Origin of the sequence: Cupriavidus pauculus (assembly GCF_003854935.1) — a bacterium.
In the GTDB taxonomy this organism is placed as follows: domain Bacteria; phylum Pseudomonadota; class Gammaproteobacteria; order Burkholderiales; family Burkholderiaceae; genus Cupriavidus; species Cupriavidus pauculus_C.
On sequence record NZ_CP033969.1, the window covers coordinates 1,524,650 to 1,539,736 of the forward strand.

13 protein-coding genes are annotated in these 15,087 nt (G+C 69.8%); 11 read left to right on the plus strand and 2 right to left on the minus strand.

Annotated elements, in window-relative coordinates:
- Positions 1-78: 78 nt before the first annotated feature.
- Positions 79-1,134 (minus strand): CDP-6-deoxy-delta-3,4-glucoseen reductase, encoded by a 1,056-nt coding sequence (locus EHF44_RS08730; RefSeq protein WP_124683381.1) that lies wholly within the window; start codon positions 1,132-1,134, stop codon positions 79-81.
- 10 nt (positions 1,135-1,144) lie between these two features.
- Between EHF44_RS08730 and EHF44_RS08735 the strand changes: the two genes are divergently transcribed.
- From EHF44_RS08735 to hutG, 11 genes are all read left to right on the plus strand, one after another.
- The gene (locus EHF44_RS08735; protein WP_124683382.1) at positions 1,145-2,176 is read left to right on the plus strand and encodes an NAD-dependent epimerase/dehydratase family protein; all 1,032 of its coding nucleotides are present in this window, start codon (positions 1,145-1,147) and stop codon (positions 2,174-2,176) included.
- 319 nt (positions 2,177-2,495) lie between these two features.
- Positions 2,496-3,455 carry an ABC transporter substrate-binding protein gene (locus tag EHF44_RS08740; protein WP_124683383.1) on the plus strand — a complete coding sequence of 320 codons (960 nt, stop codon included), beginning with the start codon at positions 2,496-2,498 and terminating at the stop codon, positions 3,453-3,455.
- 13 nt (positions 3,456-3,468) lie between these two features.
- Positions 3,469-4,329: an ABC transporter permease gene (locus EHF44_RS08745; RefSeq protein ID WP_124683384.1), complete on the plus strand. Its 861-nt coding sequence runs from the start codon at positions 3,469-3,471 to the stop codon at positions 4,327-4,329.
- Entirely contained in the window at positions 4,326-5,105 is a 780-nt protein-coding gene (locus EHF44_RS08750; protein WP_124683385.1) for an ABC transporter ATP-binding protein, read from the plus strand. Before EHF44_RS08745 ends, EHF44_RS08750 begins: the two co-directional genes overlap by 4 nt.
- Positions 5,106-5,128: 23 nt before the next feature.
- Positions 5,129-5,908 carry a histidine utilization repressor gene (gene hutC / locus EHF44_RS08755; protein ID WP_124683386.1) on the plus strand — a complete coding sequence of 260 codons (780 nt, stop codon included), beginning with the start codon at positions 5,129-5,131 and terminating at the stop codon, positions 5,906-5,908.
- Between the two features lie 105 nt (positions 5,909-6,013).
- Positions 6,014-7,576 carry a histidine ammonia-lyase gene (gene hutH, locus EHF44_RS08760; protein ID WP_124683387.1) on the plus strand — a complete coding sequence of 521 codons (1,563 nt, stop codon included), beginning with the start codon at positions 6,014-6,016 and terminating at the stop codon, positions 7,574-7,576.
- Positions 7,577-7,610: 34 nt separating this feature from the next.
- Positions 7,611-9,314, plus strand: a complete 1,704-nt coding sequence (hutU, locus tag EHF44_RS08765; protein WP_124683388.1) for a urocanate hydratase — start codon at positions 7,611-7,613, stop codon at positions 9,312-9,314.
- Positions 9,314-9,907: a HutD/Ves family protein gene (locus tag EHF44_RS08770; protein ID WP_124683389.1), complete on the plus strand. Its 594-nt coding sequence runs from the start codon at positions 9,314-9,316 to the stop codon at positions 9,905-9,907. The genes hutU and EHF44_RS08770 overlap by 1 nt, the downstream gene beginning before the upstream one ends.
- Complete coding sequence (hutI, locus tag EHF44_RS08775; protein WP_124683390.1) at positions 9,904-11,130, plus strand: imidazolonepropionase; 1,227 nt, start codon at positions 9,904-9,906, stop codon at positions 11,128-11,130. Before EHF44_RS08770 ends, hutI begins: the two co-directional genes overlap by 4 nt.
- A complete protein-coding gene (locus EHF44_RS08780; RefSeq protein ID WP_124683391.1) occupies positions 11,127-12,536 on the plus strand; it encodes a formimidoylglutamate deiminase in 1,410 nt (469 codons plus the stop codon). The genes hutI and EHF44_RS08780 overlap by 4 nt, the downstream gene beginning before the upstream one ends.
- Positions 12,537-12,590: 54 nt before the next feature.
- Positions 12,591-13,412, plus strand: coding sequence for an N-formylglutamate deformylase (gene hutG, locus EHF44_RS08785; protein WP_124683392.1), 822 nt, complete (start codon positions 12,591-12,593; stop codon positions 13,410-13,412).
- A gap of 9 nt (positions 13,413-13,421) precedes the next feature.
- On the opposite strand, the gene EHF44_RS08790 is transcribed toward hutG, so the two are convergent.
- A complete protein-coding gene (locus tag EHF44_RS08790; RefSeq protein ID WP_124683393.1) occupies positions 13,422-15,050 on the minus strand; it encodes a bifunctional aspartate transaminase/aspartate 4-decarboxylase in 1,629 nt (542 codons plus the stop codon).
- Positions 15,051-15,087 lie beyond the last annotated feature (37 nt).

The window sequence follows — 15,087 nt, forward strand, 5'->3', positions numbered from 1 at the left end:
CATGCGTCCGGGTGTCAAAGCGAAATTTGGCAGACCCGGGTGGCATTGTTGTGTCGGCGGAACGGCTTGGCCCGCGCGTCAGGCGGCCCCGGCCGGGTGCAGGTCGGCCTCGGACGTGAACGAATCGGCAAAGAACGCGTCCTCGTGCAGCCGGCACTGGGCCGTGAAATCGGTCCGCGCGGCGTTGACCATGACCGGGGCGCCGCAGGCGTAGACCTCGTGGCCGGACAGGTCCGGATGGTCGGCGATCACGGCCTGGTGGACAAAGCCCGTGCGGCCGGTCCAGTTGTCTTCCGGCCGGGCGTCGGACACCACGGGCACGTAGCGGAAGTTCGGCAGGTCGCGCGCCCACTGCTCGCACAGCGCGTGCATGTACAGGTCCTGCGGGCGGCGGCCGCCCCAGTACAGCGTCATCGGGCGCGTGATGCCGGTGTAGGCGGCGTGCTCGACGATGGCCTTGATCGGCGCGAAGCCGGTGCCCGACGCCAGCAGGATGATCGGGCTGTCCGATTCCTCGCGCAGGAAGAAGCTGCCCAGCGGGCCTTCGAAGCGAAGGATGTCGCGCTCCTTCATCGCCGGCATGCCTTCCTTGGCGCCGAACACGTAGTCGGTGAACGCGCCGCCGGGCATGTGGCGGATGTGCAGTTCGATCGGGCCTTCCTCGTGCGGCGGCGTGGCGATCGAGTAGCTGCGGCGCTTGCCGTCGCGCAGCAGGAATTCCACGTACTGGCCGGCCAGGAACTGCATGCGCTCGGTGGCGGGCAACTGGAGCTTGATCGCGATCACGTCATCGGCCAGCCGTTCCATGGTACTGACGCGGCACGGGATCTTCTTGATGGGGATGTCGCCGGCGCCATGCACCTCGCGGCATTCGATCGTGATGTCGGACGTGGCGTTGGCGCAGCAGAACAGCGCGCGGCCCTCGGTCTTTTCCTGCGCCGTCAGTGCCGAGGCAGCGTGGTCGCCCTGCTGGATCGTGCCTTCGACGACACGGCCCTTGCAGGACCCGCAGGCGCCGTTCTTGCAGCCGTAGGGCAGGCCGATGCTATGGCGCAGCGCGGCGCCCAGGATGGTTTCGTCGGCGGCCACTTCGAACTTGTGGCCACTCGGCATGACGGTAACTTGATAAGCCATAATCGGGTCTATGAACCAAATTCTGTCGCCGCAAGCGGCGTTGTCTTCCCCTCGGGGCGTCCGGCGTCGTCGGCTGGGCCGGCCGCGCCTGCTGATCGTGGGCTGCGGCGACGTGGGCACCCGCATCCTGCGGGAGCTGGCCACGCGCATGCGTGTGTTCGCCGTCACGTCGCAACCGGCCCGGCGGGCCGAGCTGCGCGAGGCCGGCGCGGTGCCGCTGGTGGCCGACCTGGATCGTCCCGCCACGCTGGCGCGGCTGTCGCGCCTGGCGGACCGGGTCATCAACCTGGCGCCGCCGCCCGGCCTGGGCGAGGGCGATCCGCGCACACGGGCCTTGCTGGCCGCCCTGCGGCGCACCGCGTGGCGCCGGGCGCGCACTGCGCGCTTCGGCCCCGGTCCCGGCGAGGCCGCCATTCTACCCGAGCGGGGCTGGCACCGCGCGTTCGAGGCGTCCGCGCGCCACCGGGCCAACGGGGCCTTCGTCTACGCCAGCACGACCGGCGTCTACGGCGACCGCGGCGGTGCCCGCGTGCAGGAATTCCACACGGTACGCCCGCAGACCGCCCGCGCGCGCCGGCGCGTGGCGGCGGAGTCGGCGGTGCGCGCGTTCGGCCGCGATGCCGGCTGGCGCGCCAGCATCGTCCGCATCCCCGGTATCTATGCCGACGACCGCCTGCCCGTGGCGCGGCTGCACAAGCGCACCCCGGCGCTGGCGCCGCAGGACGACGTCTACACCAGCCACATCCACGCCGACGACCTGGCGCGCGCGATGATCGCCGCGCTCTGGCGCGGCCGGCCCCAGCGCGTGGTCCACGCCAGCGACGACACCGAACTGCGCATGGCCGACTATTTCGACCTCGTGGCCGACCGCAAGGGGCTGCCCCGCCCGCCCCGCATCAGCCGGCAGCAGGCCCGCGAGACCATCGATCCCACGCTGCTGAGCTTCATGAGCGAATCCCGCCGGCTGGACAACCGCCGGCTGAAGCGCGAGCTGCGGCTCAGGCTGCGGTATCCGACCGTGGCGGCGTTCTTCGATCGCTGAGCGGCGCCCGCTGGCTGGTTTGCTCCCCAGGCACGACACTTGCCACGCTTCCGTCACGCCACCCTGTCTATACAGCCACGGTGCGCCGGACGGATGTCCATGCTTCCACCCGGTGCACCGCCACCCCCTGATGCACCCCGAAAGGGCGCCAGCACCCGCATAGCGGACGATGCACTTTGCCGGCGCCCGGGGTAAACACCGGGTTGGTCTTGTATATACAGGTTTGCTAGAGTGCCCGTCAGGCCGAGCGCGGACACAGCGCCGCCTGGTCCAGGAGACGGGACCCACATCCAGAAAAGACCCAACGGGAGCCGACAGCATGAAGCTGCACCGCCGCGCCGCATTGATCCTTTCCACCCTGGCATTCGCCACGGTGGCCGCCGCCCCGGCCCAGGCCCAGAACACGCCGGTTGCCATCGGCATGAGCGGCTGGACCGGCTTTGCGCCGCTGTCGCTGGCCGACAAGGCCGGCATCTTCAAGAAGCACGGGGTGGACGTGGAGATCAAGATGATCCCGCAGAAGGACCGGCACCTGGCGCTGGCCTCGGGCGCGATCCAGTGCGCGGCGACCACGGTCGAGACGCACGTGGCGTGGAATGCCAATGGCGTGCCGATCACGCAGATCGTCCAGCTCGACAAGTCGTACGGCGCCGACGGCCTGGCCGTGCGCGGCGACGTGAAGTCGTTTGCCGACCTCAAGGGCAAGACCATCGGCGTCGATGCGCCGGGTACCGCGCCGTACTTCGGCCTCGCGTGGATGCTGAAGAAGAACGGCATGACGCTGAAGGACGTCAAGCTGACCACGCTGTCGCCGCAGGCCGCCGCGCAGGCGTTCGTGGCCGGCCAGAACGACGCGGCGATGACCTACGAGCCGTACCTGTCCACGGTGCGCGCCAACCCGGACAAGGGCCGCATCCTGGCCACCACGCTCGACTATCCGATGGTGACCGATACGCTCGGCTGCGCGCCCAAGTGGCTCAAGGACAATCCCAAGGCCGCGCAGGCGCTGGTCGACAGCTACTTCGAGGCGCTGGAGCTGATCCGCAAGGAGCCGGAAAAATCCAACGAGATCATGGGCGCGGCGGTCAAGCAGACCGGCGAGCAGTTTGCCAAGTCGTCGTCGTACCTGCGCTGGCAGGACAAGGCGGCGAACCAGAAATTCTTCTCGGGCGAGCTGGCCAGCTTCAGCAAGGAAGCGGCCGACGTGCTCAAGGACATCGGCGTGATCCGCCAGGTGCCCGACGTGACGGCGCTCTATGACGCCCGGTTCCTCAAGTAAGCGGGAGGCCACGATGTCGCAAGCCTCCACCACGCAGGCGCCCGCGCCCATCGTCGCCGCAGCGGCCGACCGCGCGGCGCGCGCCCGCCATCCGTGGCTGTCGCCGCTGGTGCCCGTGTCGTCGCGGGCCCGCTGGATGCTCGGCCTGTCGTTCTTCGTGCTGTTCTTTGGCGTCTGGGCGGCCGCCACGCTGGGCGGATTCGTGTCGCGCACGTTCCTGGCCGATCCGCTGACGATGGCCAACGAAGGCTGGCTGCTGTTCACGCAGTACGGCTTCATCGGCGACATCGGCATGACGGTCTGGCGCGTGGTGGGCGGCTTCGTGCTGGCGGCCGTGCTGGCCGTGCCGCTGGGCATCCTGATGGGGTCGTACAAGGCAGCCGAGGCGTTTTTCGAGCCGTTCGTGTCGTTCTGCCGCTACCTGCCGGCATCGGCGTTCATCCCGCTGCTGATCCTCTGGGCCGGCATCGGCGAGACGCAGAAGCTGCTGGTCATCTTCATCGGGTCGTTCTTCCAGATCGTGCTGATGGTGGCGGTGACCGTGGGCGGCGCGCGCAAGGACCTGGTGGAGGCGGCCTACACGCTGGGCGCCACGCCGCGCGGCATCGTCCGGCGCGTGCTGATTCCGGGCGCGGCGCCCGAGATTGCCGAGACGCTGCGGCTGGTGCTGGGCTGGGCCTGGACGTACGTGATCGTGGCGGAGCTGATCGGCTCGTCGTCGGGCATCGGCCACATGATCACCGACAGCCAGGCGCTGCTGAACACTGGCCAGATCATCTTCGGCATCATCGTGATCGGCTGCATCGGGCTGGTGTCCGACCTTGTCTTCAAGCTGGCCAACCAGCGCCTGTTCCCGTGGAGTTCGATCAAATGAGCGCGCTGTCGATCCAGCAGGTTTCTCGTACTTTCGCCAATCCGAACGGGGGCAGCACGCAGGCGCTGCTGCCGGTGGACTTCGAGGTGCGCGACAACGATTTCGTGACGATCCTGGGTCCGTCGGGCTGCGGCAAGTCCACGCTGCTGCGCATCGTGGCCGGGCTCGATGCGCCCAGCGGCGGCCGGGTGCTGCTGGACGGCCAGCCCGTGGCCGGCCCCGGCGCCGACCGCGGCATGGTGTTCCAGTCGTACACGCTGTTTCCGTGGCTGACCATCGAGCAGAACGTCCGCTTTGGCCTGCGCGAGCGCGGCATGAGCCTGGCCGAGCAGAAGGAGCGTAGCGATTTCTTTATTTCGCGCGTCGGGCTGCGCGGTTTCGAGCAGCACTATCCGAAGCAGTTGTCGGGCGGCATGCAGCAGCGCACGGCAATTGCGCGCGCGCTGGCCAACGACCCGAAGATCCTGCTGCTCGACGAGCCGTTCGGCGCGCTGGACAACCAGACGCGCGTGCTGATGCAGGAGCTGCTGCTGGGCATCTGGGAATCGCACCGCAAGACGGTACTATTCGTCACGCACGATATCGACGAGGCCATCTTCATGGCCAACCGCGTGGCGGTCTTTTCCGCGCGGCCCGGTCGGATCAAGAGCGAGATCGCGGTGGATTTTCCCCATCCGCGCCATTACACGATCAAGACGTCGCCCGAGTTCTCCGTGCTCAAGGCACGGCTCACCGAGGAGATTCGCGCCGAGGCCATGGCTTCGGCCGAACACTGACCGGGCAGCCCGCAGACCCATCCATGAATTCGTCCGCCCATCCGGCAGCCCACCCCGCGGCGCCCGCCCCCGCCTCCAACGCCCCGGCCGCGCTGTACCAGCAGGTCAAGGAATACATCGCGCGCCAGATCCAGAGCGGCGCGTGGCAGCCGGGCGACCGCGTGCCGTCAGAGCAGGAGCTGGTGAACCGGTTCTCGGTGTCGCGCATGACGGTCAACCGCGCGCTGCGCGAGCTGTCGGAGCAGGGCAGGGTGGTGCGCGTGGCCGGCGTGGGCACGTTCGTGGCCGAGCACAAGCCGCAGTCCACGCTGCTGTCGGTGGTCAACCTGCAGGACGAGATCCGCATGCGCGGGCACGACTACGCGTGCGACGTGATCCTGGTGGAGCGCGTGTCCGCGTCGATCGAGGTGGCCGCCGCGCTGGAGCTGCGCACCGGCGAATCGGTCTACCACTCGATCTGCATCCACCGCGAGGACGGCGTGCCGGTGCAGCTGGAAGACCGCTACGTGAACCCGCGCGTGGCGCCCGATTTCATCACGCAGGACTTTGCCGATACCCAGCCCGGCGAATACCTGCTGCGCAACGTGCCGTACGACCAGGTCGAGCATGTGGTCGACGCCATCGCCGCCACGCCCGAGCAGGCCGCGCAGCTGGAAATGCCGCCCACCCAGCCGTGCCTGCTGCTGACGCGCCGCACGTGGACCAGTGGCGTACCGGTCACGTTCGTGCGATGCCTGCATCCGGGCAACCGCTACCGGCTGGGCAGCCGCTTTCGCGCCGACGGCAATCCCGCCTTCGGCTAGGACAAGAAGCCCGAGGGCCGGCCAGAAACCGGTCCACGGGTTTATTTTTCGACTAACCTGTATAGACAGGCTCATACAACAAGCCACTACCCGAGGCGCCGCAACATGACCGCAGATTCCCGCCCCCTCCTGACCCTGAACCCCGGCCACGTGACGCTGGACGACCTGCGCCGCATCCATCGTGGCGAAGTGCGCTTGGCGATGGCCGACGCCGCCTGGGCCGGCGTGCGCGCCGCGCAGGCCACCGTGCAGGACATCATCGACGCCGACGCCGTGGTCTACGGCATCAACACCGGCTTCGGCAAGCTGGCCCAGTCGCGCATCGCGCACGACAAGCTGGCCGAACTGCAGCGCAACCTGGTGCTGTCGCACAGCGTGGGCACCGGCCCCGACCTGGCGCCGGACACCGTGCGGCTGATCCTGGCGATCAAGGCCGTGAGCCTGGCGCGCGGCCATTCGGGCGTGCGCCGCGAACTGATCGAGGCGCTGCTGGCGCTGGCCAACCACGGCGTCACGCCGTGCATCCCGGCCAAGGGGTCGGTCGGCGCGTCGGGCGATCTGGCGCCGCTGGCGCATATGTCGTGCACGCTGATCGGCGTGGGCGACGTGCTGGTCGATGGCCGCCGCGTGCCGGCCGCGCAGGGGCTGGAACACGCGGGGCTGCGGCCGTTCACGCTGGGTCCCAAGGAAGGGCTGGCGCTGCTCAACGGCACCCAGGTGTCCACCGCGCTGGCGCTGGCTGGCCTGTTCGCGGCCGAGGACACCTTCGCCGCCGGGCTCGTGGCCGGCGCGCTGTCGCTGGAAGCCATCAAGGGCTCGGTCAAGCCGTTCGACGCCCGCATCCACGCGGCGCGCGGCCAGGCCGGCCAGATCGCCGTGGCCGGCGCCGTGCGCGCGATGCTGGACGGCAGCGACATCGTCGACTCCCACAAGACCTGCGGCCGCGTGCAGGACCCGTATTCGATCCGCTGCCAGCCGCAGGTGATGGGTGCCTGCCTGGACAACCTCGCGCACGCCGCCCGCATCCTGCGCATCGAGGCCAACGCCGCGTCGGACAACCCGCTGGTCTTCTCCGAGCAGGGCGACGTGGTGTCGGGCGGCAATTTCCACGCCGAGCCGGTGGCCTTCGCGGCCGACATCCTGGCGCTGGCCATCGCCGAGATCGGCGCGATCTCCGAGCGCCGGCTGGCGCTGCTGCTCGATACGGGCCTGTCCGGCCTGCCGCCGTTCCTGGTGCGCGACGGCGGCCTGAACTCGGGCTTCATGATCGCGCAGGTCACGGCGGCGGCGCTGGCGTCGGAAAACAAGTCGCTGGCGCACCCTTCCAGCGTCGACAGCCTGCCCACGTCGGCCAACCAGGAAGACCACGTGTCGATGGCCACCTACGGCGCCCGCCGCCTGGGCGACATGGCCGCCAACACGGCCGTGATCGTCGGCATCGAGGCCATGGCGGCCGCGCAGGGCATCGAATTCCACCGCCCGCTCAAGTCGTCGCCGCTGGTGGAGCAGGAACTGGCCCGCATCCGCAGCCGCGTGGCGTTTGTCGAGCAGGACCGCTACCTGGCGCCCGACATCGAGGCGATGAAGCAGTGGGTGGTACAGGGCGACGCCGGCGCCGGCTGGCCCGCCGCCGTCCGCGACATCCTGCCCACCAACGCCGCAGCCTGACATCCGAACCCCTTCGCAGAGACACGAGACCGCCATGAACGCCAACGAACGCCAATTCACCGACACCGCGCGCGGCCAGCGCGAGATCCGCGCCCCGCGCGGCAGCCAGCTCCACTGCAAGAACTGGCTGATCGAGGCCGCGTACCGCATGATCCAGAACAACCTCGACCCCGACGTGGCCGAGCGCCCGCAGGACCTGGTGGTCTACGGCGGCATCGGCAAGGCTGCGCGCAACTGGGAATGCTTCGACGCCATCCTGGACAGCCTGCGCCGGCTGGGCGAGGACGAATCGCTGCTGGTGCAGTCGGGCAAGCCGGTGGGCGTGTTCCGCACCCATGCCGACGCCCCGCGCGTGCTGATCGCCAACTCCAACCTCGTGCCGCACTGGGCCACCTGGGACAAGTTCAACGAACTGGACCGCGCCGGGCTGATGATGTTCGGCCAGATGACGGCCGGCTCGTGGATCTACATCGGCACGCAGGGCATCGTGCAGGGCACGTTCGAGACGTTCGTCGAGGCCGGCAACCAGCACTACGGCGGCGACCTGACCGGCAAGTGGATCCTGACCGCCGGGCTGGGCGGCATGGGCGGCGCGCAGCCGCTGGCCGGCGTGCTGGCCGGCGCGTGCGTGCTGGCGATCGAGTGCCAGGAGTCGCGCATCGACTTCCGCATCCGCACGCGCTACCTGGACAAGAAGGCCACCACGCTCGACGAGGCGCTGGCGATGATCGAATCGGCCACCCGGCAGGGCCAGGCCATCTCGGTGGGCCTGCTCGGCAACGCGGCCGAGATCGTCCCGGAACTGGCGCGCCGGGCGCAGGCTGGCGGCATGCGGCCGGACATCGTGACCGACCAGACGTCGGCGCACGACGTCATCAACGGCTACCTGCCCGAAGGCTGGACCGTCGCGCAGTGGGAAGACCTGCGCGTGCGCGACCCGAAGGCCGTCGAGGCCGCCGCGCGCCAGTCCATCGTCAAGCACGTGCAGGCGATGCTGGCCTTCCAGCAGATGGGCGTGCCGACCGTCGACTACGGCAACAACATCCGCCAGGTGGCGTTCGAGGAAGGCGTGCAGAACGCGTTCGACTTCCCCGGCTTCGTGCCGGCCTATATCCGCCCGCTGTTCTGCCGTGGCAAGGGGCCGTTCCGCTGGGTGGCGCTGTCGGGCGACCCCGAGGACATCTACAAGACCGACGCCAGGATGAAGGAGCTGTTCCCGGACGACAAGCCGCTGCACCGCTGGCTGGACATGGCGCGCGACCGCATCGCGTTCCAGGGCCTGCCGTCGCGCATCTGCTGGGTGGGGCTGGACGAGCGCCACCGCGCCGGGCTGGCGTTCAACGAGATGGTGCGCAACGGCGAACTGAAGGCGCCGGTCGTGATCGGGCGCGACCACCTGGACTGCGGCTCGGTGGCGTCGCCGAACCGGGAGACCGAGGCGATGCGCGATGGGTCCGACGCGGTGTCCGACTGGCCGCTGCTCAACGCGCTGCTGAACACGGCCGGCGGCGCCACGTGGGTCAGCCTGCATCACGGCGGCGGCGTGGGCATGGGGTTCTCGCAGCACGCCGGCGTGGTCATCGTCTGCGACGGCACCGAGGCTGCCGACCGCCGCATCGCGCGCGTGCTCTGGAACGACCCGGCCACGGGCGTGATGCGCCATGCCGACGCGGGCTACGACATCGCCATCGCCTGCGCGCAGGAAAAAGGCCTGAACCTGCCGATGGTGAACCGCTGATGCGCGCCACGCCGTTCACGCTGGACGCCATCGCGCCCACGCCGTGGAAGAACGGCGGCGGCAGCACGCGCGAGATTGCCGTGTGGCCGCCCGGCGCGGGCATGGACACCTTCGACTGGCGGATCAGCGTGGCCGACATCGCCACGGACGGGCCGTTCTCGGCCTTTCCGGGCATCGACCGCCAGATCGTGCTGATGGAAGGCGCGGGCGTGCACCTGCAGGCGCACGACGACTCGTTCTGCCACAAGCTCGTGCGCGTGGGCGAGCCGTTCGCGTTCTCCGGCGACACGGCCGTGCACGCCACGCTGGTGGACGGCCCCACGCGCGACTTCAACGTGATGACCCGGCGCGGCACCTGTCGCGCCCTCCTATCGACGATGCATGCGCCATTCACGACCGAGTCGGTCGACGGCGCCGATGCCACCGTGCTGCTGCTGGCGTTGCGCGGCGCGTGGCAGGCCGGCGACGGCCAGCGGCTGGCGGCCGGCGCGGGCCTGCTGGTGCCTGCCGGCTTGCCGGCCATCGCCTGGCAACCGGCCGAACCTTCCGCGCTGTGCCTGCGCGTGACCTTGCTTGGGGAGCGGGACCGATGAACATCCACGACGCGCCGTCCGCCGACGGCGTCTGGCATCACTGCCACCTGCTGCCCGATGGCGACCCGGACCGCGCGATCCGCGACGGCGCGCTGGTCGTCGAGCATGGCCGGGTGGCCTGGGTCGGCGCGCACGCCGCGCTGCCGGGCGACTTTGCGCACCTGGACCGCCACGATGCCGGCGGGGCGTGGATCACGCCTGGGCTGGTCGATTGCCACACGCACCTGGTCTACGGTGGCCAGCGGGCCGACGAGTTCGCGATGCGGCTGGCCGGCGCCAGCTACGAGGACATCGCGCGCGCCGGCGGCGGCATCGTGTCCACCGTGCGCGCCACGCGCGAGGCCGACGAGGCCACGCTGTTCGCGCAGTCGGCCGTGCGGCTGCAGGCGCTGCTGGCCGAGGGCGTGACGGCCATCGAGATCAAGTCCGGCTACGGGCTGTCGCTGGACGCCGAGCGCAAGCAGCTGCGCGTGGCGCGGCAACTGGGCGAAGCATTCGGCGTGACCGTCCACACCACGTTCCTGGGTGCCCACGCGCTGCCGCCCGAGTACGCGGGGCGCGCCGACGACTATATCGACCTGGTCTGCGGCACGATGCTGCCGGCGCTGGCCGAAGAGGGGCTGGTCGACGCGGTGGATGCGTTTTGCGAGGGCATCGGCTTCTCGCCGGCGCAGACCGAGCGCGTGTTCGACGCCGCCGCGCGCCACGGGCTGCCGGTCAAGCTCCATGCCGAACAGCTGAGCAACCTGGGCGGCGCGGCGCTGGCCGCGCGGCACCGCGCGCTGTCGGCCGACCATCTCGAACACCTGGACGAAGCCGGCGTGGCCGCGATGGCCCAGGCCGGCACCGTGGCCGTGCTGCTGCCCGGCGCCTACTACTTCCTGCGCGACACGCACCTGCCGCCGCTGGCGCTGCTGCGCCAGTACGGCGTGCCGGTCGCCATCTCGACCGACCACAACCCGGGCACGTCGCCCACCACGTCGCTGCTGCTGATGATGAACATGGCCTGCACGCTGTTCCGCATGACCGTGCCGGAGGTACTGGCCGGCGTCACCACGCACGCCGCGCGTGCGCTGGGCGCGGCCGACCGGCATGGCCGCCTGGCCCCCGGCCGCGCCGCCGACTTTGCGCTCTGGCGCGTGGCATCGCCGGCGGAACTCGCGTACTGGTTCGGCCGCAATCCGTGTGCCGGCGTGGTGCGGCAGGGCAGGGTGTTCCGATGAACGCCGGCCAACTGTTCGCGCGCGACGCGCTGCTGCCCGATGGCTGGGCCCGCGACGTGCTGCTGGCATGGGACGCGCAGGGCGCGTTCACCAGCGTGACGGCCGGCGCCGCACCCGCGCCCGGCGTGCCGCAGGCGGCGGGGCCGGTGCTGCCGGGCATGCCGAACCTGCATTCGCATGCGTTCCAGCGCGGGTTTGCCGGGCTGACCGAGTACCGCACCGTGTCGCCCGACGGCGACGATCCGGCCGGCGCCGATTCGTTCTGGAGCTGGCGCACGCTGATGTACCGCTTTGCGCTGCGCGTGGGGCCCGATGCGCTGGAAGCCATCGCCACGCAGCTCTATATCGAAATGCTGCGCGCGGGCTATACCAGCGTCTGCGAATTCCACTACGTCCACCATGATCCGGACGGCCGGCCCTATGCCGACCGGGCCGAGATGTCGCTGCGGCTGCTGCGCGCCGCGCAGGCCGCCGGCATCGGCATGACGCTGCTGCCGGTGCTGTACCAGACCGCCGGCTTTGGCGAGCAGCCCGCGCAGGCCGACCAGCGCCGCTTTCTGCACGATACCGACGCCATGCTGGCGCTGCTGGAACGGCTGGCGCCGCACTGCGCCGCCTATGGCGCGCGGCTGGGGCTGGCGCCGCATTCGCTGCGCGCGGTGCCGCCGCGCAGCCTGGCGCAGGCGGTGGCCGCGCTGCACGCAATGGACGCCACGGCGCCGGTGCATATCCACATCGCCGAGCAGCAGAAGGAGGTGGACGACTGCCTGGCGGCCACCGGCGTGCGGCCCGTGCAATGGCTGCTCGACCATGCGTCCGTGGACGCGCGCTGGTGCCTGGTGCACGCCACGCACATGGACTGGGACGAGCGGCGCCGGCTGGCGCGCAGCGGCGCGGTGGCCGGCATCTGCCCGACCACCGAGGCCAACCTGGGCGATGGCGTGTTCGACGCCGCGCCGTACCTGGCGCAGCAGGGCGCGTGGGGCATCGGCTCGGACAGCCATGCCAGCGTCAGCGTGGCCGAGGAACTGCGCACGTTCGAATACGGCCAGCGGCTGGGCCTGCAGCGCCGCAACGTGCTGGCGTCGGCCGCGCACCCGCAGGTGGCGGACCGGCTGTGGCTGGAAGCGGTGTCCGGCGGCGCGCAGGCCGCCGCGCGGCCGGTGGCCGGGCTGGCGGCAGGCCAGCGTGCCGACTTCATTGTGCTGGACGGCCTGCACCCGACGCTGGCCGGGCTGGATGGCCCCCAGGCGCTGGCGACCCACGTGTTCGCCAGCCACGGGCATGAGACACTAGCGGAAGTCCGCACGGGCGGCACGTGCCGCGTGCAGCACGGCGTGCATCGAGATCAGGCCGATGCCGGCCGGTTGTTCGCCGAGGCGCGCGCCCGGCTGCTGGCGGACTGACGCGCCGCCGGCCCGTCCTCGTTACAAAAGCCTCAGAGACACAAAGCCCCCACGATGTCCTCCTCCTTCCGCACCGATACTCCCGCCTTCACGCTGCATCGCGGCACGCGCCCGCTGCTGGTGTCGATGCCGCACGTCGGCACCCACGTACCCGCCGGGCTGGCCGCGCGCCTGACGCCCGAGGCCCGCACCGTGCCCGACACCGACTGGCACATGGACCGCCTGTACGACTTTGCCCGCGACCTGGGCGCGTCGATCCTGATGGCCACGCATTCGCGCTACGTCGTCGACCTGAACCGCCCGCCCGACAACGCCAACCTGTACCCCGGCCAGGACACCACGGGCCTGTGCCCGGTGGACACGTTCGACAAGACGCCGGTCTACGCCGACGGCGCGCCCGGCCCCGACGACGCCGAGATCGCGCTGCGCCGCGACGCGATCTGGCATCCGTACCACAACGCGCTGCAGGCCGAACTGCAGCGCCTGCGCGACGCCCACGGCACGATCGCGCTCTGGGACGCCCACTCGATCCGCTCGGTGCTGCCGCGCTTCTTCGAAGGCAAGCTGACCGACTTCAACCTGGGCACCGCCGACGGCAAGAGCTGCGACCCCGAACTGGCCGCCAGCCTGTTCGACATCGCCAGCGCCGTGCCCAACCATACGGCGGCGCTGAACGGCCGCTTCAAGGGCGGCTACATCACGCGCCAGTACGGCAACCCGGCCGCCGGCGTGCACGCCATTCAACTGGAGCAGACGCAATCGTCGTACATGGAAGAGGTCTACCCGTTCGCGTACGACGAAGCCAGGGCCGCCAACATCCGCCCGGCCATCCGGCAGATGCTGGAGACGGTGCTGGCGTTCGTCGAGGCGCGCTGAGCCGGCGGCCTACTTCTTGGTCACGTTCTTGTCGGCCTTGCTGCCGGTGGCCTGGTTGTACCGCTCGACGTAGTCCTCGAACAGCTTGCGGATCGACTTGCCGATCTTGGCGTAGTCGGACTCGTTGAGGTTGGCTAGCGACACGCGCCCCGACGGGTGGCGCGTGCCGAAGCCGCGGCCCGGCAGCAGCACCACGCCGGCTTCCTCGGCCAGGCGGAACAGCAGTTCGGTGGGTTCGGTCGACGACAGCACCCATTTCACGAACTCGGGCCCCAGCGCCTTGCCGCCGAGCTGTTCGATGTCGAGCAGCGTGTAGTAATCCACCACGTTCGGATCGGCCGCATCCTCGGGGGCGATGCCGATCTCCCTGAACAGCGCGGCCTTGCGGCTGCGGATCAGCCGCTTCATCGCCTGCTTGTAGGCGTCCGGCGTGTCCATGAGCGAGAACAGCGAGAACAGCACCATCTGCACCTGCTGCGGCGTGGACAGCCCCGCCGTGTGGTTCAGCGCCACGGTGCGGCTGTCGGCCACGATGCGGTCGATGAACTTGAGCGTGTCCGGCGTGGTCGTGATCGAGTTGTAGCGCTTGTGCAGCCCCTTGCGCTGGTCCTCGGGCAGCTTGGCCAGCTTCTCGTCGAAGATGTTGTCGCGGTGGGTGGCGATCACGCCCAGCCGCCAGCCCGTGGCGCCAAAGTACTTCGAGAACGAGTAGACCAGGATTGTGTTGCGCGGGCAGAGCGCGAACAGCGAGACGAAGTCGTCGGCAAAGGTGCCGTAGACGTCGTCGGTCAGGATGATCAGGTCGGGCCGCTCCTCGATGATCGACGCCAGGTATTCCAGGCTCTCGTCGCTCATCCGCACGGACGGCGGGTTGCTCGGGTTGACCAGGAAGAACGCCTTGACGCTGGGGTCGCGCAGCTTGTCCAGCTCCTGGTTCGAGTACTGCCAGCGCGACTCGGGGTCGGCGTCGATCGACAGCTCCACGAGCTGGTAGTCGTTCAGCTCCGGGATCTCGATGTACGGCGTGAAGATCGGCATGCCCAGCGCGATCTTGTCGCCGGCCTTGAGCATGTGGTTCTCGCGCATCGAGTTGAACAGGTAGGTCATGGCCGCCGTGCCGCCTTCCACGGCGAACAGGTCGAACTCGCCGATGAACGGGTGCTTGCCGATCATCTCCCTGCGGATGTACTGGCCGACGATCACCTCGCTCAGCTTGAGCATGCGGTCCGGCACCGGGTAGTTGCAGGCCAGGATGCCCTCGCACATCTCGTACAGGAAGTCGGCGGCGCTCAGGCCGAGCTGGTCTCGCACGTACGACACCGCGCCGGCCAGGAACTTCACGCCCGGTACTTCCTGGTTCTCGCGCGCGAACAGGTCGAAGCGTTCCTCGATGCCGTCGCGGCGCGGAAATCCGCCCACGCCCTCGGGCATGTACTGGAACGAGCGCTCCGACTCGCGCATCGCAAACAGGCCAAGCTGCCAGAAGCCGTGGCGCGGCACGGTGGCCAGGAAGTTCGGGTTGCCACGGCCCGCGTTCAGCATCAGGCGGTTGGCATCGCTGCTGGCCAGCTTGATCAGTTCGTCCTTCAGTTCGAACGGCGACAGGCTGGACAGCGTGGACAGGTCCGGTTTGCTCATGGCATTGCTCCTTTCGGGAATCCGTGTTCGATGAGGC